The organism is Lonepinella sp. MS14435 (assembly GCF_042485795.1).
Classification (GTDB): domain Bacteria; phylum Pseudomonadota; class Gammaproteobacteria; order Enterobacterales; family Pasteurellaceae; genus Lonepinella.
Map to the genome: position 1 here is coordinate 1,158,712 of NZ_CP169368.1, position 23,122 is coordinate 1,181,833.

General features: G+C 33.8%; 21 protein-coding genes and 1 pseudogene. All 22 read left to right on the plus strand.

Annotated features, from left to right (window positions below; translation table 11 throughout):
* The first annotated feature begins 1 nt into the window (after position 1).
* Positions 2 to 448, plus strand: coding sequence for an acyl-CoA thioesterase (locus tag O1Q80_RS05525; protein ID WP_386693552.1), 447 nt, complete (start codon positions 2 to 4; stop codon positions 446 to 448).
* Between the two features lie 19 nt (positions 449 to 467).
* Complete coding sequence (locus tag O1Q80_RS05530; protein ID WP_386693554.1) at positions 468 to 1,055, plus strand: outer membrane lipoprotein carrier protein LolA; 588 nt, start codon at positions 468 to 470, stop codon at positions 1,053 to 1,055.
* A 17-nt stretch (positions 1,056 to 1,072) separates the two neighbouring features.
* Positions 1,073 to 3,418 (plus strand): MMPL family transporter, encoded by a 2,346-nt coding sequence (locus O1Q80_RS05535; protein ID WP_386693556.1) that lies wholly within the window; start codon positions 1,073 to 1,075, stop codon positions 3,416 to 3,418.
* Positions 3,419 to 3,430: 12 nt separating this feature from the next.
* Positions 3,431 to 4,669, plus strand: a complete 1,239-nt coding sequence (locus O1Q80_RS05540) for an NAD(P)/FAD-dependent oxidoreductase (RefSeq protein ID WP_386693559.1) — start codon at positions 3,431 to 3,433, stop codon at positions 4,667 to 4,669.
* Positions 4,670 to 4,731: 62 nt separating this feature from the next.
* The gene (locus tag O1Q80_RS05545; RefSeq protein ID WP_386693561.1) at positions 4,732 to 5,985 is read left to right on the plus strand and encodes an oligosaccharide flippase family protein; all 1,254 of its coding nucleotides are present in this window, start codon (positions 4,732 to 4,734) and stop codon (positions 5,983 to 5,985) included.
* A 760-nt stretch (positions 5,986 to 6,745) separates the two neighbouring features.
* On the plus strand, positions 6,746 to 7,468 hold the full coding sequence (locus tag O1Q80_RS05550) for a 2-C-methyl-D-erythritol 4-phosphate cytidylyltransferase (protein ID WP_386690119.1): 723 nt from the start codon (positions 6,746 to 6,748) through the stop codon (positions 7,466 to 7,468).
* 96 nt (positions 7,469 to 7,564) lie between these two features.
* Positions 7,565 to 7,675: pseudogene (locus tag O1Q80_RS05555) on the plus strand (NAD(P)-binding protein); the annotation flags it as partial.
* Positions 7,676 to 7,953: 278 nt separating this feature from the next.
* Positions 7,954 to 8,166 carry a Wzz/FepE/Etk N-terminal domain-containing protein gene (locus O1Q80_RS05560; protein ID WP_386693563.1) on the plus strand — a complete coding sequence of 71 codons (213 nt, stop codon included), beginning with the start codon at positions 7,954 to 7,956 and terminating at the stop codon, positions 8,164 to 8,166.
* Positions 8,167 to 8,203: 37 nt separating this feature from the next.
* Entirely contained in the window at positions 8,204 to 9,427 is a 1,224-nt protein-coding gene (locus O1Q80_RS05565; RefSeq protein WP_386690122.1) for an oligosaccharide flippase family protein, read from the plus strand.
* On the plus strand, positions 9,424 to 10,785 hold the full coding sequence (locus O1Q80_RS05570) for a D-ribitol-5-phosphate cytidylyltransferase (protein WP_386690124.1): 1,362 nt from the start codon (positions 9,424 to 9,426) through the stop codon (positions 10,783 to 10,785). Before O1Q80_RS05565 ends, O1Q80_RS05570 begins: the two co-directional genes overlap by 4 nt.
* A gap of 3 nt (positions 10,786 to 10,788) precedes the next feature.
* The gene (locus tag O1Q80_RS05575) at positions 10,789 to 11,592 is read left to right on the plus strand and encodes a phosphorylcholine transferase LicD (RefSeq protein WP_386690126.1); all 804 of its coding nucleotides are present in this window, start codon (positions 10,789 to 10,791) and stop codon (positions 11,590 to 11,592) included.
* Between the two features lie 22 nt (positions 11,593 to 11,614).
* On the plus strand, positions 11,615 to 12,916 hold the full coding sequence (locus tag O1Q80_RS05580; protein ID WP_386690128.1) for a hypothetical protein: 1,302 nt from the start codon (positions 11,615 to 11,617) through the stop codon (positions 12,914 to 12,916).
* Positions 12,913 to 14,034, plus strand: a complete 1,122-nt coding sequence (locus O1Q80_RS05585; RefSeq protein WP_386693564.1) for a glycosyltransferase — start codon at positions 12,913 to 12,915, stop codon at positions 14,032 to 14,034. The genes O1Q80_RS05580 and O1Q80_RS05585 overlap by 4 nt, the downstream gene beginning before the upstream one ends.
* A gap of 13 nt (positions 14,035 to 14,047) precedes the next feature.
* Complete coding sequence (locus tag O1Q80_RS05590) at positions 14,048 to 15,082, plus strand: polysaccharide biosynthesis protein (RefSeq protein ID WP_386690133.1); 1,035 nt, start codon at positions 14,048 to 14,050, stop codon at positions 15,080 to 15,082.
* Between the two features lie 2 nt (positions 15,083 to 15,084).
* Complete coding sequence (locus O1Q80_RS05595; RefSeq protein WP_386693566.1) at positions 15,085 to 16,200, plus strand: NAD-dependent epimerase/dehydratase family protein; 1,116 nt, start codon at positions 15,085 to 15,087, stop codon at positions 16,198 to 16,200.
* Between the two features lie 17 nt (positions 16,201 to 16,217).
* Positions 16,218 to 17,348, plus strand: coding sequence for a non-hydrolyzing UDP-N-acetylglucosamine 2-epimerase (gene wecB / locus O1Q80_RS05600; protein ID WP_386690138.1), 1,131 nt, complete (start codon positions 16,218 to 16,220; stop codon positions 17,346 to 17,348).
* Positions 17,349 to 17,356: 8 nt separating this feature from the next.
* The gene (locus O1Q80_RS05605; RefSeq protein WP_386693569.1) at positions 17,357 to 18,541 is read left to right on the plus strand and encodes a glycosyltransferase family 4 protein; all 1,185 of its coding nucleotides are present in this window, start codon (positions 17,357 to 17,359) and stop codon (positions 18,539 to 18,541) included.
* A gap of 20 nt (positions 18,542 to 18,561) precedes the next feature.
* Positions 18,562 to 19,479, plus strand: a complete 918-nt coding sequence (locus O1Q80_RS05610; protein ID WP_386693571.1) for an NAD-dependent epimerase/dehydratase family protein — start codon at positions 18,562 to 18,564, stop codon at positions 19,477 to 19,479.
* 175 nt (positions 19,480 to 19,654) lie between these two features.
* Positions 19,655 to 19,897 carry a DUF1016 N-terminal domain-containing protein gene (locus O1Q80_RS05615; protein WP_386693572.1) on the plus strand — a complete coding sequence of 81 codons (243 nt, stop codon included), beginning with the start codon at positions 19,655 to 19,657 and terminating at the stop codon, positions 19,895 to 19,897.
* A gap of 100 nt (positions 19,898 to 19,997) precedes the next feature.
* Positions 19,998 to 20,489 carry a PDDEXK nuclease domain-containing protein gene (locus O1Q80_RS05620; RefSeq protein WP_386693573.1) on the plus strand — a complete coding sequence of 164 codons (492 nt, stop codon included), beginning with the start codon at positions 19,998 to 20,000 and terminating at the stop codon, positions 20,487 to 20,489.
* Positions 20,490 to 20,543: 54 nt separating this feature from the next.
* On the plus strand, positions 20,544 to 21,092 hold the full coding sequence (locus O1Q80_RS05625; RefSeq protein ID WP_386690152.1) for a sugar transferase: 549 nt from the start codon (positions 20,544 to 20,546) through the stop codon (positions 21,090 to 21,092).
* Between the two features lie 118 nt (positions 21,093 to 21,210).
* Complete coding sequence (locus O1Q80_RS05630; protein WP_386693574.1) at positions 21,211 to 23,097, plus strand: polysaccharide biosynthesis protein; 1,887 nt, start codon at positions 21,211 to 21,213, stop codon at positions 23,095 to 23,097.
* Positions 23,098 to 23,122: the final 25 nt, after the last annotated feature.

The following is a 23,122-nucleotide window of genomic DNA, read 5'->3' on the forward strand; positions in this document are numbered from 1 at the left end:
AATGAAACGCAAATCTCATTATTACGCTAAACATAGCTCTGAATACGACATCGCTTTTTTTGATGTGGATTCAATGGATATTATGTGGCATGGTCATTATGTGAAATATTTAGAATTAGCACGTTGTGCCTTTTTAGAAGATATTCACTACCATTATCATATTATGCGAGAGCAAGGCTATGCTTGGCCAGTTGTTCAGCTTAATGTGAAATACATTAAACCGACTTTTTTTCGTCAAAAAATTCGAGTGGAGTTGGGCGTGGTGGAATATGAAACCTGTTTACGCATTGATTATACCTTTTTTGATGCTCAAACAGGGCAAAAGCTCACTACTGCCAGTACAACACAAGTGGCGGTTGAGATTGCAAGCAAAGAAATGCAATTTCAAACGCCATCATCGTGGCGTGCTGCCATTGAGCAATATAGCGGGTTTTGTCCCAAGGAATAAGAAATAAAAAGGAATAAAAATGAAAAAGACGCTTTTACTTTTCTTGTTTAGCCTATTTTCACCTTTGGCTTTAGCGTTTTCACAAGCTGACTTAGTGGCGTTATTGCAAAAGCCTGATAATGTACAAGGTCAATTTGAGCAACAACGTTTTTTAAATGCGTTACCTAAACCCATTATTGCCACAGGTGAATTTTGCTTGGTTAAAAACCGTGGTTTGTTATGGCAAATGCAACAGCCGTTCAGCAGTCAATTACGTATTACACCACAAGGCATTAGCCAATATTTAAATGGTGAATGGGTTACTCAAAATAAATTAGGGCAATCGGGACAGATCGGTTTATTTCTAGGTTTGCTTTCAGGCAATTTATCTGCTTTGCAATCACAATTTGATATGGCTTTAACGGGGCAAACCGAGAATTGGACGTTAACACTTAAACCGAGTAGCTTGTTAATGCAGCAGATTTTTACGCAAATCGTGATTACGGGTAATGACAATGTGCAACATATCCGTTTAGATGAAAAACAAGGTGATCGTACGGAAATTCAGTTTAACCAACTATTACAAAATCAACCTTTATCAAATTTTGCACAACAATCATTGCAGTAAGCCATAGAGAGATAAAAATGCTTAAAAAAAGCACCGCGCTTTATGTTCTTTATCAAACCAAATTAATAAAATGGTTTCGCTGGTTTTTTTTAGCTATTTTAGTCGGTATGGTTTTGTTATTTATGCAACAATGGCAATCTGAAAAATGGTTAGACACAGATTTACATAGCCTATTACCACAAGAAAGCCAATGGCAACCTATTCAGCAATGGGCCGATAGCCAGCAAGAAAGTCAATTCAATCAGCAAATTATTGCGGTAATCGGTCATCATTCCAGAGAAAATGCCTTTAGGTTAGCTGAACAGATTAGCCAAACTTGGCAAACTAGCACTATTTTTCAAAAGGTTATTCATAAAATTCAACCTGATTTAAATCAACTTAAACAGGAAATACAGCAATTAAAATTAGCGGTATTGCCACCGAATATCAGGGATCAGTTACTCAATACGCCCGAACAATATTTTCAACAATATACGGAACAGATCGTTAATCCTTTTCATCAAACTAATTTACTTCCTTTATCGCAAGATTGGCTAGGATTGGGGCGATTTGTATTAGCTCAGTCACAACAGTTAAGTCAATTACAATGGGATATGCAAACTGGAATGTTATATCGTACTCAAGGCGATTTCACTTGGGTCGTGATTAGAGCTGAATTATCACCACAAAATTTTATTTCGCCAGATCAGAATTTGTTACCCTTGTTGCAACAAAGTCAACAACAGGTTTTGCAACAAAAGGGACAATTTTATATAACAGGGGCTGCCATTTTTTCTGCTCAGGCTAAACAGCAAGCTAGCACGGAAAGTACTTTAATGGCAAGTTTAGGCATGGGTTTAACCTTGCTATTGTTATTCAGTGTATTTAGAACGTGGCGAATATTCAGTTTATTTTTGCCGATTATTGTCGGTATGCTCTGTGGTATTGTGGCGACCGTGCAATTTTTCGGGCAAATTCATATTTTAACTTTAGTCATTGGCACAAGTTTGGTAGGGGTGTTGATTGATTTTCCCCTGCATTGGTTTGCTTCATCACTTTTTGTTTTTCCTTGGCAAGCACAAAAACAGATGCAAGGATTGACTTTAACATTCGGTCTAACCTTATTGATTACTTTGCTTGGCTATGGATTATTGGGATTTACTCATTTACCTATCTTAAAACAAACTTCACTATTTTCTAGCGTAGCATTAATCTGTGCGATGCTTTGTACACAGTGTTATTTACCCTTATTCTTTAAATATTACCAACCTACTTCGCTTATTTCGTCATTTTCTTTCTTCCGTTTTTTATCCCGTTATTTATCCATAGTGCGGTTAAAAAAATACTATTTTTCCATGGAAAAAGGGTTGGCGATAGTATTAATTATTTTGACGTTTATCGGTTTATACCGCAGTCAATGGCGAGATGATATTCGTCAATGGGTGGCTTTACCCATGGATTTGATTCAACAAGCACAAAAAATCAGTGAAATTACAGGCATTGAATTGAATAGCCAATACTTTTTATTGCAAGCAGAAAATACCGAGCAATTATTGGCATTAGATAAGCAATTATCAGAACAGTTAGCACAACAAAAAATACAAGGTAATATTGAAAAATTTCAATCTATAAGCCAATGGATAATGCCATTTTCCGAGCAACAAGATTTTATTTCTCGACTCACTGAAAAAATTTCAGCAAAAAATACCGCACTTTTAGATCAATTTGGTGTGCCTTTTGATTTAATTCAGCAAGAAATTCATGCTTTTAAACCGATTTCTCTTGAACAAGCACTTTCTATGCAATTAGGCGAAGGTTGGCGAAGTCTTTATTTGGGGCATTTTACTGAAAAGCATGTCGCCTCAATTATTAAACTTTCAGGATTAAAAAACTCTGATCAAATTGCTCTGTTAGCCGATAACCAACATATTTTTTGGCAAGATAAACGTACTCATTTAAATCAATCTTTTCAACAAACTCGCAATCAAGCCGCATGGCTTAAATTACTTTCATTTGTTTTAGCAAGTTTGCTATTAATACGCTTTTTTGGCGTTAAGCGTAGTGCTAAAATGTTAGTTATTCCGCTTACATCGGTGATTTTCACGATTGCTATTTTTGCTTGGCTAAATTTGCCTATTACGCTATTTACAATGTTTGGTTTGTTGTTGGTGTCAACTATTAGTATTGATTACACAGCGTATATGCAAACGGTGCAAGAAAGTATTTTACATAAACGTATTGCGGTGACGTTAGCGGCAACCACAACGCTGATTTCATTTATATTACTTTGTTTAAGCAGTACACCAGCGGTAGCATCATTTGGGCTGAGTGTCAGTATTGGTTTATTATGCAGTTTATTATTAACGTTTAGATTTTTAAGATAGGGAATAAATATTATGGAAAAATTTGATGTCGTGATTATTGGTGCAGGTCCATCAGGTACAGTATCTGCTGCATTGTTAAGACAACAAGGATTAAGCGTGTTGCTATTGGAAAAACAGCATTTTCCACGTTTTGTGATCGGTGAGAGTTTATTATCCTACGCCATGGATATTCTCGAACAGGCAGGACTGGCGGATGCGGTGCGAGCAGAACCAACGTTCCAATTTAAAAATGGTGCAGCCTTTAGCTGGGGCGAGCGTTATGCTTATTTTGATTTTAACCAAAAATTCACCTCAGGACCTGGCACAACCTTACAAGTAAGACGGGCGATTTTTGATAAAATTTTAGCGGATGAAGTGATGAAAAAAGGTGCTGTAGTGCGTTATGGGCATTCGGTTGAAGCAGTGGATAATCACAATGACAACGTGATTTTAACGGTGAATACCGATCAATCTGAACATTATCAAGTAGAAGCTCGTTTCGTGTTAGATGCAAGTGGTTATGGGCGTGTGTTACCACGTTTATTTAATTTAGATATTCCCTCTAACTTGCCAATGCGAATTGCACATTTTACCCATATTGAAGACAATATTTCCGATCCGACTTATGATCGTAATAAAATTTTAATCACTACTCACCCTGAACATCGGGATATCTGGCTTTGGTTAATTCCCTTTGCGGATAATCGCTGTTCCATTGGTGTGGTGGGATTGCCAGAAAAATTAACGGGAGAAAGTGAATCTGTATTGAAGCAATTTGCGTTGGATTCGCCCGTGTTAAAACGTTTGTTGGTTAATGCCAAATGGGAAACCGATTTTCCTTATCTCAATATCAAAGGTTATTCAGCCAATGTGAAAAGCCTGCACGGTAAAAATTTTGCTTTATTAGGCAATGCTGCAGAATTTCTTGATCCCGTCTTTTCATCAGGAGTAACCATTGCGCTTCATTCCGCACGTTTGGCAGCACCATTAATTGTGCGACAATTAGCAGGTGAACAAATTAACTGGCAAAAAGAATTTACCGAACCATTAATGGTGGGTGTCAATGCGTTTCGTACTTATGTTAATGGCTGGTATGACGGATCTTTCCAAGATGTGGTGTATGCCAAAAATGCCAACCCAGAAATTCGAGCCATGATTTCTTCGATTTTGGCAGGTTATGCTTGGGATACTAGCAACCCTTATGTAGCAAAATCTGATAGTCGTTTGAAAGCATTAGCAGAGATATGTGGCATAGCACGAATTACGGCTTAGACTATGTAGGGTTATTCCTAGAATTTAACTAAGTAAATTTAAAATCCTAGAACAGTGTAATCATGAATATTGCAAAAATAAAATCACTTTTAAGTGAATATAAAAAGGTTATCGAAAATTATATTTTTATGACTGTTTTGTATTTCTTTAAATCCTTTTTCTTGCTATTAATCTATCCTTATGTCATTTCAAAAATAGGAGTTGAACAGTATGGAGTGTATGTTTTTGCATTTTCTATTGTAACGGTTTTCACTGTTTTTATTGCGTTTGGCTTTGATTTGCCTGCATTAAAAGAAGTTTCCGAAAATAGAAATGATATTCAGAAAAAACAACTTATATTTTCTAAAGTTTTTTTTGCTAAGATTTATTTGTTAATTTTTTCCACGATTGTTTTTTATATTGTGAGCTTATTTTTGTCGGGGACGATTGAGCAACATCAAGATATTTTATGGATTGTCTATTTACAAGTTTTATCATCGCTATTTTTGCCAGTGTGGTATTATCAAGCCATACAGCGAATGAAAGTAATGGTAATATTTCAGTGTTTGCTAAAAATACTATGTCTTCCATTTATTTATTTTCTAGTGAAAGAAAAAAATGATCTCAATGCGTTTGCGTGGATAATGAGTTTAGAGGTGTTGTTATCTGCATTGGTTGCTTTTTTTGCTTTAATTAAGGTTGAAAAAATAAAACTACAATTTCAATCGCCAAGTGCAGTACAGCCTTTACTCAAAGAAAGTACGCCATTTTTTTTAACCAATATTATTGCAACAATTAAAGATCAGGGGGTTGTTTGGATATTAGGAGCATTTTTTAGTATGAGAGAAGTGGCGATTTATGACTTAGCTCAGAAAATAGTCATTGTTCCAAGAACGATATTTATACAATTAAACACTGCTCTTTTTCCAAAACTGATTAATGAATTATCTGCTGATAAAATAAAAAAATTAATTAAGATCGAATTTCCTATGGGCTTATTTGTAATTGTTTTAATGCTCTTGTTCGGTGATAAAATTGTTTATGTTTTAGGAAATGGTCAATTACCTGAAGCCTATATTCCGAGTGTAATTTTGAGTATAACTGTAGCAACTTGGTTGGTTGTGAGTTGTTATATTAACTTTGTGTTTTTGGCTCAAAAAAAGTCCTTTTTTGTAACGAAAAATCAACTTTATGCTTTTTTATCCCTATGGATAAGTATGGCGTTAGGTTTGTTATTGTATAAACATATTTTGGTTATTCCAATCGCAATGGCAATTTCTGCCTGTGTAGAAATGTTGTATTGTGTTTATGTGGCTCAAAGATACAGAATGTTGTAGAGTTAGGTGGGCATTGCATATTTGTAAACTTGAATCGTCAAACTAAGTGTAACGCCCTATCAAAATAAATCTCATAAGCTGTTCACCAATGAGCCTGCCCCACATTTTTGTGTAAATGCCAATTTCACTTAAAGGTAATCATTTAAGAGATGACTAAATTCTAGTACAAAATAGTTCTTGTCATATAAATCGTCTTACGAATATTTTCTGGATAACTGAAAATTGTAGTGGTACACTAGTCCAACAGTCCTCGATAAGTGGTAAAATAACAACACTTAATGAGGGGAAATTATGAGCAAAAGAAGAAAAAGAACATTTAGCCCTGAGTTTAAAATTGAAGCGGTGAAACTCGCTACTACTGAGCTAGGCTATTTGTTTGATGTGTCTGTGCGTGTGTATTACGCTCAGTTTGAAACACGAAAAAAGCTCCAAAACACACCGCACTTTAGGTGTTTAAGGCTGATAAATTAGTTGATTGCTACACATTTGATTGGGATCCAAATGTTAATTCCGCTAAAAAGGAACAAGATTTATGTTATTAGGTGATGTTAGGTACGATTGTAAATTCCCTCTTGAATATTTATTTAATTCCTAGATATTTTTCTATCTATTTTTCTATCCTAGCAGCTATCTATTCCAACAACAGAATTTTGTATGTTTCATTTTTATTCTTTATTATTTTATTCATTTTTAGGTAGGGTTTTGTTGTGTTTTAGTTAATTAATTGAGTTTTATTTTAAATAATGTTTAGGAGAAATTAATGAACTGTGCTCTTATTTTTGCTGGAGGTACAGGTTCTCGAATGAATTCAAAAGTGCTGCCAAAGCAATTTTTGAAGATTTATGGGAAGCCAGTTATTATCCATACGCTAGAAGTCTTTGAAAAAATTGATGATATTGATTCTGTTATTGTTGTTATTCTGAAAAGATGGGAAAGCTACTTACAAGAGTTATTAGATTATTACCATATTAAAAAGGTAAAAAAGATAGTGTCAGGAGGGGACACGGGACAAGAATCAATAAGAAATGGATTATTAGAAATTGATGATGGTATAGTACTGGTACACGATGGTGTAAGACCATTTATTAGCGAATCTTTAATTAAAGAGAATATAAAAGTTGCCAGTGAGAATCAAATTGCTATAACCTGTGTTAAAGCCAAAGAAACTTTGGTGTCAGTACAGAATGAAAAAATTATAGGTGTACTTCCGCGAGAGACTTCTTATATGGCAAGATCTCCACAGACATTTAATGTTAAATTATTAAAAGAATCTCATAGACTTGCTGAAGTTGAAAATAATTTTTCATTCGTTGACTCTTGTTCAATTGTGAGGAACTATTTTCCTGAAATAGAAGTATCAATTGTAGAATGTGGATCTGAAAATATCAAAATTACTACTCAAGAAGATTTTTATCTTGCTAAGGCAATATTTTCTTTAGAAGAGGATGAACAGCTTTATGGTTTTAAGAGAGGTGGTAAATAGATGGTAATAAGATTAGAAAATTGGGTCGTAATTCGAGTATAAGTTTAGAATATATGTTTACTCGAATGATTGCCCGTTGGAGATTTGAGGGAATAAATGAATAGGTATAATTATTTAATTGTTGGAGCAGGCTTATTTGGTTCAATTTTCGCTTATGAAGCCACAAAGCGTGGCAAAAAATGCTTGGTGATTGAAAAACGTAACCATTTTAGAGATTGAGCGATAATGCAAAATAAATTAAAGATTATTTGTAGAAGATCTGTGAATGTGGCATTGAAAAGCGAAGGATCTTATTAGATGTCATTAAATACAACTGGATAGACCATTTAAGATTCTTGGCTATAGTGCTAGCCATTTTTTATTAAGGGTGGTATTTTGGTAATTAGTTGAATGTAGTTATTTTGGTACAATAAAGCCATTACACTAGGATTTGTAGTATTTTTAAGCGATAACGCTGGAAAATATGAAGTTTGGGATGAAAATTTATGAATGATTTAACTAAGGGTAATCATCAGATTGACTCGATCGAGTTATCTAACGTCTTGTGGAAGAAGATGTTGTGGATTGTAGTATCCACGCGTGCTTTCACCGTAATTGCAGGAATATATATGTTTACTGCAAAAGAACAATGGACATCAAAAGCCGAAGTGATACTACCAAAAGTATCTGATCTAGGCGAATATTCATTTGTAGTTTAGATATCAGTTTTGTATGAAGCATTTACTACAGCACTCTATGTTTAAAAACTTTATTGCACTAGTTTTAGTACAAGTTGCCAACTATCTTGTACCATTACTAGCTTGGCCTTTACTTGCCAAAGGCTTAGGCTTAGAGCAGTTTGGTAGTTTAATGGTGCTATTTTCTATTTGTACTTTGGCTTATATTCTAACAGATTTTGGTTTTAATTTATCTGCAACGCATAACGTTGTTCAACATAAAGAAGATAAAAACTATATTAAACAATATATCGCCAATGTTTTTACGCTAAAACTCACTTTTGCTGTGTTAGCAAATGTGATTGCTGTATTTTATATCGTGTTTAATTTACTCACACCAACATCATCCTTGAATATTATAAGTATTGTATTGATTGTTGCCATTATTTTTGCTCAATCTCTTCATTGTGTATGGTTTTTTCAAGGTATTGAGAAAATGAAGTACATTACCATTGCAAATATGATTGCCAAAGTGGGTTATGTCGCAATATTGTTTGTATTTTTCTTATTTTATAAAAGTATCAACCTTGCCTTGTTTTGCTTTTTTATTAGTCAATTATTGATTAGTGTGATTTATTTATTTTGTATTCATAAAGAAAATTACAGTATAGGCATGCCTAATATAAAAGGTATGTGGCAAGAGTTAAAATATAGTTTCTCATTTTTTTTCTCAAGAGTGGCAGTTTCGGTTTATACCGCAGCCAATGTCTTGATATTGGGCTATTTTCAAGGCAGTAGTGTAGCAGGGTTATATGGTTCAGCCGAAAAATTATATGGAGCAGGAACAGGTGTTGCTGGAATTGTTTCGCAAGTATTATTTCCACATTTGACTCGCACAGGAAATTTAAAATTTTTGCTAAAAGTGGTTTTAGCTTTAATTATCCCTGTGATTGTGGGCTGTTATGTAGTTGGAATATTTGCTGATGATATTATGGCATTAGTTTTTGGTGAAAGTTTTAGGCAGGCAGGTGGAATTTTCCAACTATTTTTGATTTTATTATGTATTTCATTTTTTTCCGTGATTATCGGCTATCCAGGATTTTCTGCAGTTAAGAAAGTTCATTTTGCCAATTATACGGTGATGTTTGGTGCTGTAATTCACCTAATGGGCTTATTTGTATTGTATTTAAACAATGCGATTACAGCAAAAAATGTATTATTAATGATTATTGCTACAGAAAGCGTGATTTTAGTGTCAAGATGTAGTGGGTTATTTTATTTTACTAAAAATGAGGGTCTATGATGAAAAATGTAGCGGTTATTTTAGCTGGCGGGACAGGTCAGCGATTAGGGACTGCAATCCCAAAACAATTTCTAAAAGTGGCGGGTAAAAGCGTTATTGAACATACTTTGGAAGTATTTGAAAAAAATCCCAATATTGATGAGATTGCAATTGTTTCACACGCCAATTTTATCCGTGAAATAGAAGAATTGGTTATTGAAAATCAACTAAAAAAGGTTAAAAAAATATTGTGTGGTGGTGAAGAGCGTTATCATTCAAGTTTAAGTGCCATTAACGCATATAGTGATGATGAAAATGTGAATTTAATTTTTCACGATTCAGTACGCCCCTTAGTTACAGATAGAATTATCAATGATTGCATTTCTGCCTTAAATACTTATGGTGCGGTTGATGTAGCCATTCCAACAACGGATACAGTCATTCAAGTTGAAAATAAATTTATAGAAAGTATTCCTAATCGTAATAAGTTACAAAATGGACAAACCCCACAAGCCTTTTCACTCGGGGTAATTAAAAAAGCCTATGAAATAGCACTAAAAGATCCAAATTTTATTACTACTGATGATTGCGGTGTGGTTAAAAAGTACTTGCCAGATGAAAAAATTTATGTGGTAAAAGGTGAGCAATTTAACTTAAAACTAACTTATAAAGAAGATATTTTCTTATTGGATAAGTTATTCCAATTAAAATCTTCATCATTTAAAAAAGAATCATTAGCGACAAATTGTTTAAACAATAAAGTCATGGTCATTTTTGGTGGAACAGAAGGCATTGGTGAAGCAATTGTTGTTATGGCAAAAGAGCTAGGGGCAAAAGTTTATGCAGTAAGTCGCCGAGAGGGTGTGGATATTACTGATGCTGAAAGCGTAAAACAAGCTCTTGAAATTGCTTTTTTACACAATGGCAAAATAGACTACGTCATCAATACAGCCGCTATTTTAGATCAGCAACCTTTAGATAGTATGAGTTATGATGATATTGCTCGTAGTATTCATGTAAATTATATGGGGGCAATAATTGTTTCAAAAGAAGCAATGGACTACTTAAAGCAAAGTAAAGGAATGTTGTTGCAATTTACATCAAGCTCTTATACACGTGGACGAATGATGTATAGCATTTATTCTTCTTGTAAAGCAGCGATTGTGAACTTGGTGCAAGCATTGAGTGAAGAGTGGAATGAATATGGCATTAGAGTAAATTGCATTAATCCTGAACGAACTAAAACACCAATGCGAGTAAAAAGTTTTGGACAGGAGCCAGAGGATACCTTATTAACGGCTGATGAAGTGGCTTTATATACGATTAAAACCTTGCTATCAAAGATTACAGGGCAAGTTATAGATGTAAAAAGGAACTAAACAGTGAAAAAAATCACTATTGAAGAATTAAGAAAATACCAGATTCAGATTTTAGATGAAGTTGCTGCTTTTTGTAAAAAACATAGTATCCAATATTTTCTAATGGGTGGAACATTATTAGGTGCTGTCCGTCATCAAGGCTATATTCCTTGGGATGATGATATTGATATTGCCATGTTGCGTGAGGATTATGAGCGGTTTATTGAGCTATATTCTAAGGAAAAAGGACAATATTATCTTTATTCTAATCGGGTGAATAAGGATTCTATTTTTCCTTTTGTGAAAGTCTGCTTGAAAGATACTTTAATACGTGAAGAATTACTCAATAAAGAAGAGAAATATGGTATTAACATTGATGTTTTCCCTGTTGATAGCATTTCATCAGCCGATGAAAAAAAAGTGGTGAATAAAATTTCTCTACTGATAAGACTGCGGAATTTTAAAGCGGTTAGTTTGTTGGCATATTGGAAAAAAAGAGATAAGTCACTTCCTATAAGAGCGTTATTAAAATGGGGGCTGAGTTTTGTGAGTTATCGCTCTATTTTTGAGAAAATGGATCAGATTATTCGGGAAGAAAATAGTAAACCAGCTCGCTTTAAAGGAAATATTACTTGGGGCTATGGTTTAAAAGAGCTAACTAGCCCGAACGTTTTTGATGAGTTTATAGAAGTTTCTTTTGAAGGTAAAAAATATCAATCACCCAAAGGTTATGATGAATGGCTAACTTGTGTTTTTGGTGATTATATGCAATTACCGCCAGAAGAAAAAAGAATCCCTAATCATAGTGTAGAAGCATTTGTATTATAAAAAACAGAAAAGAGAATACTAGATGAGAATCCATAAAGTAAATATAATTTTTTATATATTATTGTTGTTGTTTGTTTTTGTTATCGGTGTATTTTATGATTTTTCATTTGATTATGTTGGTATTTCTTTCTTATTGTCTAATTTTGTAATATTAACATTGCTTTTATTTACTATGAAATCTCGAGTGAATACGATAGGTTTTGTTTTTTTATTTTACTTTATTTTTTTCGGTATTGCAGGTTGGCTACAATATAGTGAAAATATACATATTTGGGTCAGTTTTATTTTTGATAAAGATGATTATCTTTGGACCAATATATTATTAATAATCTCGTATATAGTGTTGTTTTTGTCATATAAATTTACAAAAGATAGTAATCAAAAATATATAAATTTGAAATATGAAAAAGACACTTCGCTATATTTATTATATGGTATATCATTTGTTTTATGTTTGATATGTTCATTTATCGTTTTTTATGATAAAGATTGGAATATAATGAACCTAATATTTAGGGGTTTTTCGGATGATGATGTAACTACTTTGGAAAAAGGCAATCCATTATGGAATGTAATAGTTAATTTAGCAAGGTTTCTTCCTATGTTCTTGCTGTTATTATTTATAGATAGCAAAGGTATAGGTAAATTTTTAATTCTAATATTAGTTTTGTTTTGTGCATTTCCATTAGGTATTCCTAGATTTTTTGTGGCTTATATTTATATTCCTATATTGGTATTGCTTATTCCATATTTTCAACGTTCGTTAGCAATGCTTGGGACTCTAATTGTATCCTTATTTATTGTATTTCCATTTCTTAACCAGTTTAGATATTTTGATAGTAATAACGGGATAAGCTTATTAAGTGACTTAGATTTTCTGAAAGAAGGGCATTTTGATGCTTATCAAAATTTAATGAGTGCTATAAAGCTAGAATTTATAACCTATGGCTATCAGCTACTTGCACCTTTTACATTTTTTGTGCCACGAACTATGTGGGCTGATAAACCTTTTGGTAGTGGTTATGCAATGGCTGAAAAATATGGATTTTCATTTAACAATATTTCTATGCCTTATTTTGCAGAAGGCTATGTTAATTTTGGTGCGGTCGGAATGATTGCTTTTTCAATTGCATTGGGTTATATGATGAAAAAAATAGATACCAGCTTATTAAAAAGTACGAATTCATTAGATTACGGTTTCGGAATATTCTGCTGTGCTTGGTTTTTCTTTATGCAACGAGGAGATTTGTTATCATCGACCAGTGTTGCTATGGCAGGCGTGGTGTCATATCTTATAGCCAAAAGAATGGGTAATTTGAGATGAAAAAAATACTGATAAATGCAACAAATTTACATTATGGCGGAGCGATTCAAGTCGCTAGTTCGTTTTTATCTGAGTTGGGAAAAATGAATATCACTGATTTTGATTTATCTGTTTGGGCTTCTAGTGATGTAGATAAAAACTTGCTGCCAGAGCAGAAAAAAGCCTTAAATAATTATAAAGTGGTAGATACTTTTGGTTTAAAAGGCGTACTCTCTAATAAACATTTTTTTGATGAGTTTGATATAGTCTTTACTGTTTTTGGTCCTTGTTATTACCCTATAAAAGGCATTAGTATTGTTGGATTTGCTCAACCTTGGATAATTTATCCAAATAATGATGTTTATAAATTACTGAATTGGTCTAATACCATAAAAAATAAATTAAAATTTTTCCTTCAGAAACTTTTTTTTAAGCGAGCTGATTGTTTGGTTGTTGAATTAGAACACGTAAAGCAGAGATTGATTGCCCAGCATATTCAAACAGCAGATAAGATAGAAATTGCTTATAACACTGTTTCAAATATCTATTATGAGGCTGAAAAATGGCGAGCCATCCCGATTCTAAATCAATTAAATGTTGAAGACACAATTAAGATTGGTTTTTTAGGTAGAGATTATCCACATAAAAACATTGGAATTTTGCCCAAAGTTAAAGAAATTTTATTGCAAAAATATAAAATGCAGGTGTTATTTTATGTAACGCTAAATGAACAAGAATGGCAGGCAAGAGATGCTGATTTTAGGCAGAGTATTTATAACGTGGGGTCATTAGATGTAGTGCAGTGTCCATATTTTTATCAAGAGATGGATGCAATGATTTTCCCAAGTTTATTAGAGTGTTTCTCTGCAACACCGCTAGAAACAATGGTGATGCAGAAAAAATTATTTGCCTCAGATCGTGCCTTTGTGCGAGATATTTGCAAGGATTATGCGAGCTATTTTGATCCAAATGATGCAGATTCTATTGCTAAAGTTATTTATGAATACTATGCCAATATGAATGAAAAATTATATTCTGAGCAACTCAAAGAAGCTCAACATTATGCGATGAATTTTTCTAATGCTAGTCGTAGGGCGGAGAAATATTTTTCCATTATCAGACGTTATTTAACCAAATAGAGAGATTAGATTTATGTTCAAAGATAAAACTTTATTAATTACAGGCGGTACAGGTTCATTTGGGAATGCTGTATTAAGACGTTTTTTAGCCACTGATATCGGTGAAATTCGCATTTTTAGTCGCGATGAGAAAAAACAAGACGATATGCGTAAAAAATACAACTCGCCAAAATTAAAATTCTATATTGGTGATGTGCGTGATTATAATAGTATATTAAATGCCACACGTGGTGTGGATTATATTTATCACGCAGCTGCATTAAAACAAGTGCCGTCTTGTGAATTTTATCCATTAGAAGCGGTGAAAACCAATGTGTTGGGTACAGAAAATGTGCTAGAAGCAGCGATTCAAAATAAAGTAAAACGTATCGTTTGTTTAAGCACCGATAAAGCCGTTTATCCTATCAATGCAATGGGGATTTCTAAAGCAATGATGGAAAAAGTGATTGTGGCGAAATCTCGCAATTTAGAAGGTACAGGCACAACGATTTGTTGTACACGTTATGGTAATGTAATGGCATCGCGTGGTTCGGTGATTCCGTTGTTTGTCGATCAAATTCGTGCCAATAAACCATTTACCATTACCGATCCGAGTATGACTCGTTTTATGATGACCTTAGATGATGCGGTAGATTTGGTGCTTTATGCGTTTACAAATGGTGAAAATGGCGATATTTTTGTGCAAAAAGCACCAGCTGCAACGATTGAAACCTTAGCGAAAGCGATTACGGAACTATTAAATGTGCCTAATCATCCGATTGATATTATTGGTACTCGCCACGGTGAAAAAGCGTTTGAAGCATTGTTAAGCCGAGAAGAACGAGCTTGTGCGATCGATCAAGGGGATTATTTTAGAGTACCAGCCGATCAACGTGATTTAAATTACGGCAAATATGTTGAAAATGGTGATGTGAAAATTAAAGAATTTGTAGATTATAATTCAGATAACACCGAGCAATTAGATGTAGAGGGAATGAAACAACTGCTATTAAAATTAGCATTTATTCGTTCCTATATTGATGGCGAATATATTTCCCCAGAGGCTTAATAATGAAAATATTGGTTACAGGCTCAAATGGTTTTATTGCTAAAAACTTAATCCAATTTTTGGTAGAAAAACAAGATGTTGAGATTCTGAAATATAGTAAAGAATCCACTATTCAAGAGTTAGAAGAAAAGGTTAAAATTGCCGATTGGATCGTCCATCTTGCTGGGGTTAATCGTCCGCAAAATGAACAAGAATTTATTGATGGCAATGTTGGATTGACGGATAAGATTTGCTCTATTCTTAAAGCACATCATTTGAAAACACCTGTTATTATTTCATCTTCAATTCAGGCAGAACGTGATAATGCTTATGGTCAAAGTAAATTAGCGGGTGAGCAAACATTAATTGATTTACACCAAACCCAAGGGAATCCTGTTTACATTTGTCGTTTAGCCAATGTGTTTGGTAAGTGGTCTAGACCGAATTATAATTCAGCAGTGGCGACTTTTTGTTATAATGTTGCCAATGATTTGCCGATAGAAATTCACGATGAAAATGCGAATATCCGTTTAGTGTATATTGATGATGTAGTGGAAACCTTTTGGCATATTATTCAAGGTACATACAAACCGAATTCTCAAATCTTTGGTGTAGAACCTGAATATCAAATTAGTGTCGGTCAATTAGCACAAACATTGCAGGATTTTAAAAATTCCAGAAAGACCTTAATTACTGATGAAGTGGGTGTTGGTTTAAAACGGGCATTATATTCAACCTATTTAAGTTTTTTATCACCAAAACAATTTGATTATGCCGTGCCTAAATATGGCGATCAGCGTGGTGTATTTGTTGAAATGTTGAAAACCCCAACAGCAGGGCAGTTTTCTTATTTTACCGCTCACCCTGGAATTACACGTGGTGGACATTATCATCACACTAAAACAGAAAAATTTCTGGTGATTAAGGGTAAGGCTTTATTCAAATTTAAGCATTTGATTACGGGTGAATATTATCAATTAGAAACCACTGGTGATGAACCACGTATTGTGGAAACCGTTCCTGGGTGGACTCACGATATTACTAATATTGGCGATGATGAAATGGTGGTGATGTTATGGGCAAATGAAATATTTGACCGTGAAAAACCTGATACCTATGTGATGCCTTTAACCGTTTAATAATAAATGAGTGTTTTATGAAAAAATTAAAATTAATGACAGTAGTTGGAACTCGCCCTGAAATTATTCGTTTATCTCGAGTAATGGCAGTGTGCGATCAATATTTTGAACATATTTTAGTACATACTGGTCAAAACTATGATTATGAACTAAATGAAATTTTCTTTACGGATTTAGGGATTCGTAAACCTGATTATTTCTTAAATGCAGCGGGTGCAACAGGGGCAGAAACTATTGGCAATGTGATTATTGCAGTAGATAAAGTGCTAGAAGAAGTGCAACCAGAAGCATTATTAGTTTTAGGCGATACCAATAGTTGTATGTCTGTGCTACCAGCCAAACGCCGTAAAATTCCAACATTCCACATGGAAGCAGGGAATCGCTGTTTTGATATGCGTGTGCCAGAAGAAATTAATCGCCGAATTGTCGATCATACGGCGGATATTAATTTAACTTATAGCACGATTGCTCGTGATTATTTAATTGCTGAAAATTTGCCACCTGATTTAGTGATTAAAACAGGTAGTCCAATGTTTGAAGTGCTTAATTTTTATAGAAACAAAATTAATGCTTCCGATATTTTGAGTAAATTAGGATTAGTAGAGCATCAATATTTCGTGGTGAGCGCTCATCGTGAAGAAAATATTAATTCGGATAAAAATTTCTTAGAGTTAGTGGATATGTTAAATGCCGTAGCGGAAAAATATCAACTTCCTGTCATTGTTTCTACGCATCCACGTACACGCAAAAGAATTGAAGCATTAAATGTTGAATTTAATCCATTAGTACAATTACTTAAACCATTGGGTTTTAGTGATTATAATCGCTTACAACTTTCCGCCAAAGCAACATTGTCTGATAGTGGTACAATCAATGAAGAATCTTCTATTTTGAATTTCCCAGCATTAAATTTACGTCAAGCACACGAACGTCCTGAAGGAATGGAAGAAGCTGCCGTAATGATGGTCGGTTTAACCGCAGAACGTGTGTTGCAAGGGTTGTCTATTTTAGATCACCAACAACGTGATGAAGTGCGTTCATTACGCTTAGTTGAAGATTACAGTATGCCAAATGTGAGTGAAAAAGTCGCTCGTATTATTTTAAGTTATACTGACTATGTTAACCGTGTGATTTGGAAAAAATATTAAGATTTTCTATGAAAAAGACAGTATATGTAGTTACCGAATATTATCATTCTACTCAAAATACCACTGGCTATTTATTTGAGAAGTTATGTAATGCTTTAAGTAAAGATGATGAGTTGAATTTAAAACTTATTGTTACAGAAGATGGGAATATTCCTAAACAAGATAATGCTATTTATGTTCGTCCCCCGATTAAGAAAAACAGGGGTAGTCTAATTAAAAGAGCATTATTTGAAGTAATGTTATCTTTTGCATTTCTAAGTAAAATATTTAGTAATGTAAGCAAAAACGATATTGTTTTTTCTGCTACTACACCGACTTTTCTGTTAGTTGTTATTGCGGTATTACAAAAAATGATCGGTTTCAAATGGATCTTGTTGGTTCATGATGTATTTCCTGAAAACTTAGTACCCGCTAGAATTTTAAAAAGTGATCAATTCTTTTATAAAATTCTGAAAAAGATATTTGATCGAGTATATGCTAAACCCGATAGAGTTATCGTGATTGGTAAAGATATGCAGGAATTAGTTTCATCTAAAACCAATAAAGACAATATAGATATTGTACAAAATTGGATAGATGAATCGGATATTTTAGTACAGAAACGAAGTGATAATGACCTGCTAAAAAATATTGGTTGGGAACATTCGCCAGATACGATTTTTTATTATTTTGGTAATATTGGGCGTATGCAAGGTATTGATACGATTTTAGATGCTGTACCGCTGATGAAACATAATGACAAAGCTAAATTTTTATTTGTGGGTGAGGGTGCGTACGTTGAGCAATTAAAAAACAAAATTAGTAATATGAATAACCCTAATGTGCATTACTACGGCTCAATAGGACAAAGTAATAAATCGCTTGGACTAAATACTGGGGACATTGCTTTAGTTACTTTGGCAGAAGGTATGCTTGGCTTAGGTGTGCCAAGTAAAACTTATTTTTCAATGGCAGCAGATAAACCTGTGTTGGCAATTTTGGATCAGCGTAGTGAAGTGGCAGATATGGTAAATCGTCATAAAACAGGCTGGACGATTGATCCCAAAGATACATCAGAGATTGCTCAATTATTAGATGAGATTGTTTTATTAGATCATCAGTATAACTTAAACTCACCACGAGCAATATTGCAACAGTATTACTCAGAATCTACGGCTGTGGGTAAAATCATTGCAATTATTAAGAAAATTTAAGGTATTCTAAGGTTAAATAAATGATTATCCAAATTACAGGTGCGTCAGGTTTTGTTGGTCAAAACTTAACACAATATTTTGCAAAAAGTCCTTATAAAATCACCGCACTTTCGTTGCGTAGTGAGAACTGGAAGAAAGATCTAGACCAAGATGCGGATGCCATTATTCATTTGGCTGGTAAAGCACACGATACAAAAAATACCAGTGATGAAGCTGAGTATTTCAAGGTTAATCGAGATCTGACTATCGCATTATTTGAACAATTTTTGCAGTCTAATATTCGGGATTTCTTTTATTTTAGTTCCGTAAAAGCGGTAGCAGATACAGCTGATAATGTGGTAGATGAAAACATAACACCTAATCCATTAACCGCTTATGGTAAATCTAAGTTTGAAGCTGAACAGTTTTTATTAAGCCAAACTTTACCTATTGGAAAACGTTTGTTTATCATTCGTCCTTGTATGATTCACGGTGCAGGCAATAAAGGTAATCTCAATTTATTATATAAAGTGGTTGAAAAAGGTATTCCTTGGTTTTTGGCAAGTTTTCATAATCAACGCTCTTTTCTAAGCATTGATAATCTGAATTTTTTGATTGGGCAGATGTTATTGAAAGATAATTTAGCATCGGGAGTGTATCATTTTGCAGATGATGAAACTTTATCAACTAATGAGCTGATTACATTAATTTCAAAAACATTGGATAAAAAACCTAAGCTATGGTTTATACCGACAGGGATAATTAAAACTTTGGTAAAATTTGGGGATATATTACCGTTACCACTTAATTCAGAAAGATTGAAAAAATTAACGGAAAGTTATGTGGTGAGTAATAAAAAAATTAAGCAAGCCTTAGGCATTGAAAAGTTACCCGTTACGGCAACAGAAGGATTGGAAAAAACGATTTTAAGTTTTAAAGCAAGTAGTGCTGGAAGTTAAGTGATGATAATAGAAAAAACACTTGTAGATGAACTTTCTGAATTGATTGAGCATTCTCAAAATAGCGTTGTGAATTATGCAAATTATTCATTAATTAGACTTTTTTGGCAAATTGGTCAGCGTATCAATAGTGAAATATTGAATCAAGAAGCGGGCTGCTTATGGCAAACAAATTGTGTCGACAGTATCGACACAATTGACTGAAAGATTTGGTCGCAATTTTTCCTTACGAAACGTTCGGCGTATGATGCAATTTTCAGAGCAATTTCCTGATTTTAGTGAGATTCAACCTTTTTGTACTAAATTAAGTTGGTCGCACTGTGTTGAGTTATTACCGTTAAGAACAAAAGAAGCAAAATTTTTCTATGCCAATTTAGTTTGTAGTCAGAGAACGAGCAAGCATCAAGGAATTACGTAAACACATTGAAAATAAAGCATTTGAGCGTACTGAAATTGCTAATTTTCAAGTAAAACAGACGGATAATTTTCCCTTAAATACTTTCAAAGATCCTTATATATTGGATTTCTTAGGGTTAAGTAACGATTATCTAGAAAAAGATCTTGAAGATGCGATTTTACGAGAACTAGAGTGTTTTATTTTGGAACTTGGTAATGGATTTACTTTTATTGAACGCCAAAAACGAATGATTATTGACGGAGAAGATTTTTACCTTGATTTGTTGTTCTTTCATCGTAAATTAAGAAGATTAGTTGCGGTAGAATTAAAACTAGGTAAATTTAAAGCTAAAGATAAAGGGCAAATGGAGCTTTATCTTAATTGGCTTAATAAATACGAACGTCAAGAATTTGAAGAAGCACCGATAGGTTTGATCCTTTGTGCCGAAAGTAGCAGAGAGCAAGTAGAACTATTACAAATGCATAAAGATGGTATTTTAGTTGCAGAATATTGGACGGAGTTACCCCCTAAGGCACAACTAGAAAAACGTTTACATCAAGCATTAGTAGAAGCAAAAGAGCGATTTGAAAAAAATACCATTTATTTAGAGTAACGCAGAAATATAAATATTTCAGATTTTATTGAACCAAAGTAGGAATAACCCACAATGACAAGATTTTTTGACTTCTCATTTTCATTATTAGGACTGGTCTGTCTTTCCCCAGTGATGCTTATATTGTATATTATAGGTCTGTTTGATACAGGCTCACCGATTTTTATACAAGAGCGTGTGGGTAAAGATAAAAAGCCATTTACACTTTATAAATTCCGTACTATGCATAAAGATACTGCATCGGTAGCATCACATTTAGCCAGTACTTCTTCTATTACCAAGTTTGGTGCATTTTTACGCCGTACAAAGTTAGATGAATTACCACAGCTGGTGAATGTATTACTAGGGGATATGAGTTTTGTAGGACCGCGTCCGAATTTGTTTAATCAGCCAGAATTGATACAAGAACGTGAGAAACGCGGTGTATATTTAGTACGCCCTGGTATTACAGGGTTAGCTCAAATTAATGAAATTGACATGTCCACTCCCGAGCTGTTAGCAGAAACGGATCAAAATATGATTCAAAACCTCACATTGAAGAAATATTTTAATTATATTATTGTCACTGTTTTAGGAAAGGGTTCAGGCGATCGCGTTAAATAGATTTAGGGAAAGACGCGGGCGATCGGATGAAATAGGTTTAGCAAGGGATGCAGGCGATCACATGAAATAAATTTAGGGAAAAGCGTGGGGATCGCTTGAAATAGATTTAGGAACAAAAATGTTTGAGTATTTAATTAATTTGCCAAGAATGGTAAAAAGACTTATTACCATAATTATGGATATTGTTTTTATTAGTATCGCTTATTTTGGCTCATTAGGGATTCGTTATGATAGTAGTCAACCAATATACGAATCTAATCATTGGATAGTCCTTAGTTTTGTTATTTTTGTTAGTCTAATTACGTTTATCAGACTGGGATTATATCGAGCGATTTTACGTTTTGTGACAATTAAGATTCTAAAAACAGTGTTAATTGGAACAACGATTTCACTCTCGGCGGTTTTATTAGGTGCTTATTTTCTTCAAGTAACAATTCCTCGTACCGTACCTGTCATTTATTTTATGATTTTAGTCTTGTTGATTGTTGGTTCCAGACTATTTTTCAGAACAATTTTAAATATTGAACGAGATTCTCGTATCTCTGTAATTATCTATGGTGCAGGTGATTCTGGTCGTCAATTATTAACTACTTTAAACCAAATGAACGGTTATTTTGTCGCGGCATTTGTTGATGATAATCATAAATTACATAAATTAATTCTGTACGGAATTACGGTTTACTCACCTGCGAACTTAGAAAAGCTAATTGCTCAATACAATGTAAAACAAATTTTATTAGCTATTCCAAGTGTATCAATGAGTCGTCGCCGAGAAATTATCGAAAATTTAACCGCACTTCCTTGCGAAGTCTTGTCCATTCCAGGAATGGAAGAGTTGATTACAGGTAAGGCAAAATTATCTACTTTAAATAAAGTATCGATTGATGATTTATTAGGGCGAGATCCTGTTAAACCGATTAACGATTTATTAAAAGCCAATATTGTGGATAAAAATGTAATGGTAACAGGGGCGGGAGGTTCTATTGGTTCAGAATTGAGTCGTCAAATTATCAATCAACGTCCGAAAAAGTTAGTATTATTTGAACTCAATGAATTTAGTTTGTACGCCATTGAAGCTGAACTTCGAGAAGTAATTAAGCAAAAGCAGTTAGATATTCAGCTTATTCCGATTTTAGGCACAATTCAAAATAAAGAGCATTTAGTGAATGTGATGACCGTGTTTCGTATCAATACGCTTTATCACGCAGCAGCTTATAAACATGTTCCTTTAGTTGAATATAATATGATTGAGGGTGTGAAAAATAATATTTTCGGTACGTTAAATTGTGCGTTATCTGCTATTGAAACTGGCGTTGAAAGTTTTATTTTGATTTCAACTGATAAAGCAGTTCGTCCAACTAATGTAATGGGTACAACTAAACGTATTGCGGAACTGATTTTACAAGCACAAGCACAAAAACAATCTACGACTCGTTTTTGTATGGTGCGATTTGGTAATGTGTTAGGTTCTTCAGGATCGGTTGTACCGTTGTTTAGAAAACAAATTGAGCAAGGTGGTCCAGTTACCTTAACCCATCCTGAAATCACACGTTATTTTATGACGATTCCAGAAGCTAGCCAATTAGTCATTCAAGCGGGAGCAATGGGCGTTGGTGGTGATGTGTTTGTATTGGATATGGGAGAGTCGGTGAAAATCATTGATTTAGCCAAACGAATGATTTCCCTAATGGGAATGAAAGAAAAATCGGTTGAAAATCCTAATGGTATTGAAATCAGAATTACAGGATTACGCCCTGGGGAAAAACTTTATGAAGAATTGTTGATTGGCGATAATGTGTCAAAAAGTTCTCACCCACGTATTATGACGGCAAAAGAAATAATGCTTGATTGGCATGAACTAAATTTATTGTTGATCGAATTAAAAAATGCTTGTATAAATGCGGATGTGAAATTAGTAAGAGAATTGTTATTGACATTCCCAGCAAGTTTTAATCCTGTAGATGGGATTTGTGATTTGGTGTGGCAAGAGAAGTATTCCAATTAGATTTGTGTAGTGATAATATTGAGAA

Excerpts from the sequence above, each read along its gene's own strand:
- O1Q80_RS05545 (WP_386693561.1), top strand. The coding sequence starts at position 4,732 with ATGAATATTGCAAAAATAAAATCACTTTTAAGTGAATATAAAAAGGTT.
- O1Q80_RS05525 (WP_386693552.1), top strand. The coding sequence starts at position 2 with ATGAAACGCAAATCTCATTATTACGCTAAACATAGCTCTGAATACGAC.
- O1Q80_RS05535 (WP_386693556.1), top strand. The coding sequence starts at position 1,073 with ATGCTTAAAAAAAGCACCGCGCTTTATGTTCTTTATCAAACCAAATTA.
- O1Q80_RS05595 (WP_386693566.1), top strand. The coding sequence starts at position 15,085 with ATGAAAATATTGGTTACAGGCTCAAATGGTTTTATTGCTAAAAACTTA.
- wecB (WP_386690138.1), top strand. The coding sequence starts at position 16,218 with ATGAAAAAATTAAAATTAATGACAGTAGTTGGAACTCGCCCTGAAATT.
- O1Q80_RS05585 (WP_386693564.1), top strand. The coding sequence starts at position 12,913 with ATGAAAAAAATACTGATAAATGCAACAAATTTACATTATGGCGGAGCG.
- O1Q80_RS05625 (WP_386690152.1), top strand. The coding sequence starts at position 20,544 with ATGACAAGATTTTTTGACTTCTCATTTTCATTATTAGGACTGGTCTGT.
- O1Q80_RS05530 (WP_386693554.1), top strand. The coding sequence starts at position 468 with ATGAAAAAGACGCTTTTACTTTTCTTGTTTAGCCTATTTTCACCTTTG.
- O1Q80_RS05610 (WP_386693571.1), top strand. The coding sequence starts at position 18,562 with ATGATTATCCAAATTACAGGTGCGTCAGGTTTTGTTGGTCAAAACTTA.
- O1Q80_RS05590 (WP_386690133.1), top strand. The coding sequence starts at position 14,048 with ATGTTCAAAGATAAAACTTTATTAATTACAGGCGGTACAGGTTCATTT.
- O1Q80_RS05560 (WP_386693563.1), top strand. The coding sequence starts at position 7,954 with ATGAATGATTTAACTAAGGGTAATCATCAGATTGACTCGATCGAGTTA.
- O1Q80_RS05570 (WP_386690124.1), top strand. The coding sequence starts at position 9,424 with ATGATGAAAAATGTAGCGGTTATTTTAGCTGGCGGGACAGGTCAGCGA.
- O1Q80_RS05565 (WP_386690122.1), top strand. The coding sequence starts at position 8,204 with ATGTTTAAAAACTTTATTGCACTAGTTTTAGTACAAGTTGCCAACTAT.
- O1Q80_RS05540 (WP_386693559.1), top strand. The coding sequence starts at position 3,431 with ATGGAAAAATTTGATGTCGTGATTATTGGTGCAGGTCCATCAGGTACA.
- O1Q80_RS05630 (WP_386693574.1), top strand. The coding sequence starts at position 21,211 with ATGTTTGAGTATTTAATTAATTTGCCAAGAATGGTAAAAAGACTTATT.
- O1Q80_RS05550 (WP_386690119.1), top strand. The coding sequence starts at position 6,746 with ATGAACTGTGCTCTTATTTTTGCTGGAGGTACAGGTTCTCGAATGAAT.
- O1Q80_RS05605 (WP_386693569.1), top strand. The coding sequence starts at position 17,357 with ATGAAAAAGACAGTATATGTAGTTACCGAATATTATCATTCTACTCAA.
- O1Q80_RS05580 (WP_386690128.1), top strand. The coding sequence starts at position 11,615 with ATGAGAATCCATAAAGTAAATATAATTTTTTATATATTATTGTTGTTG.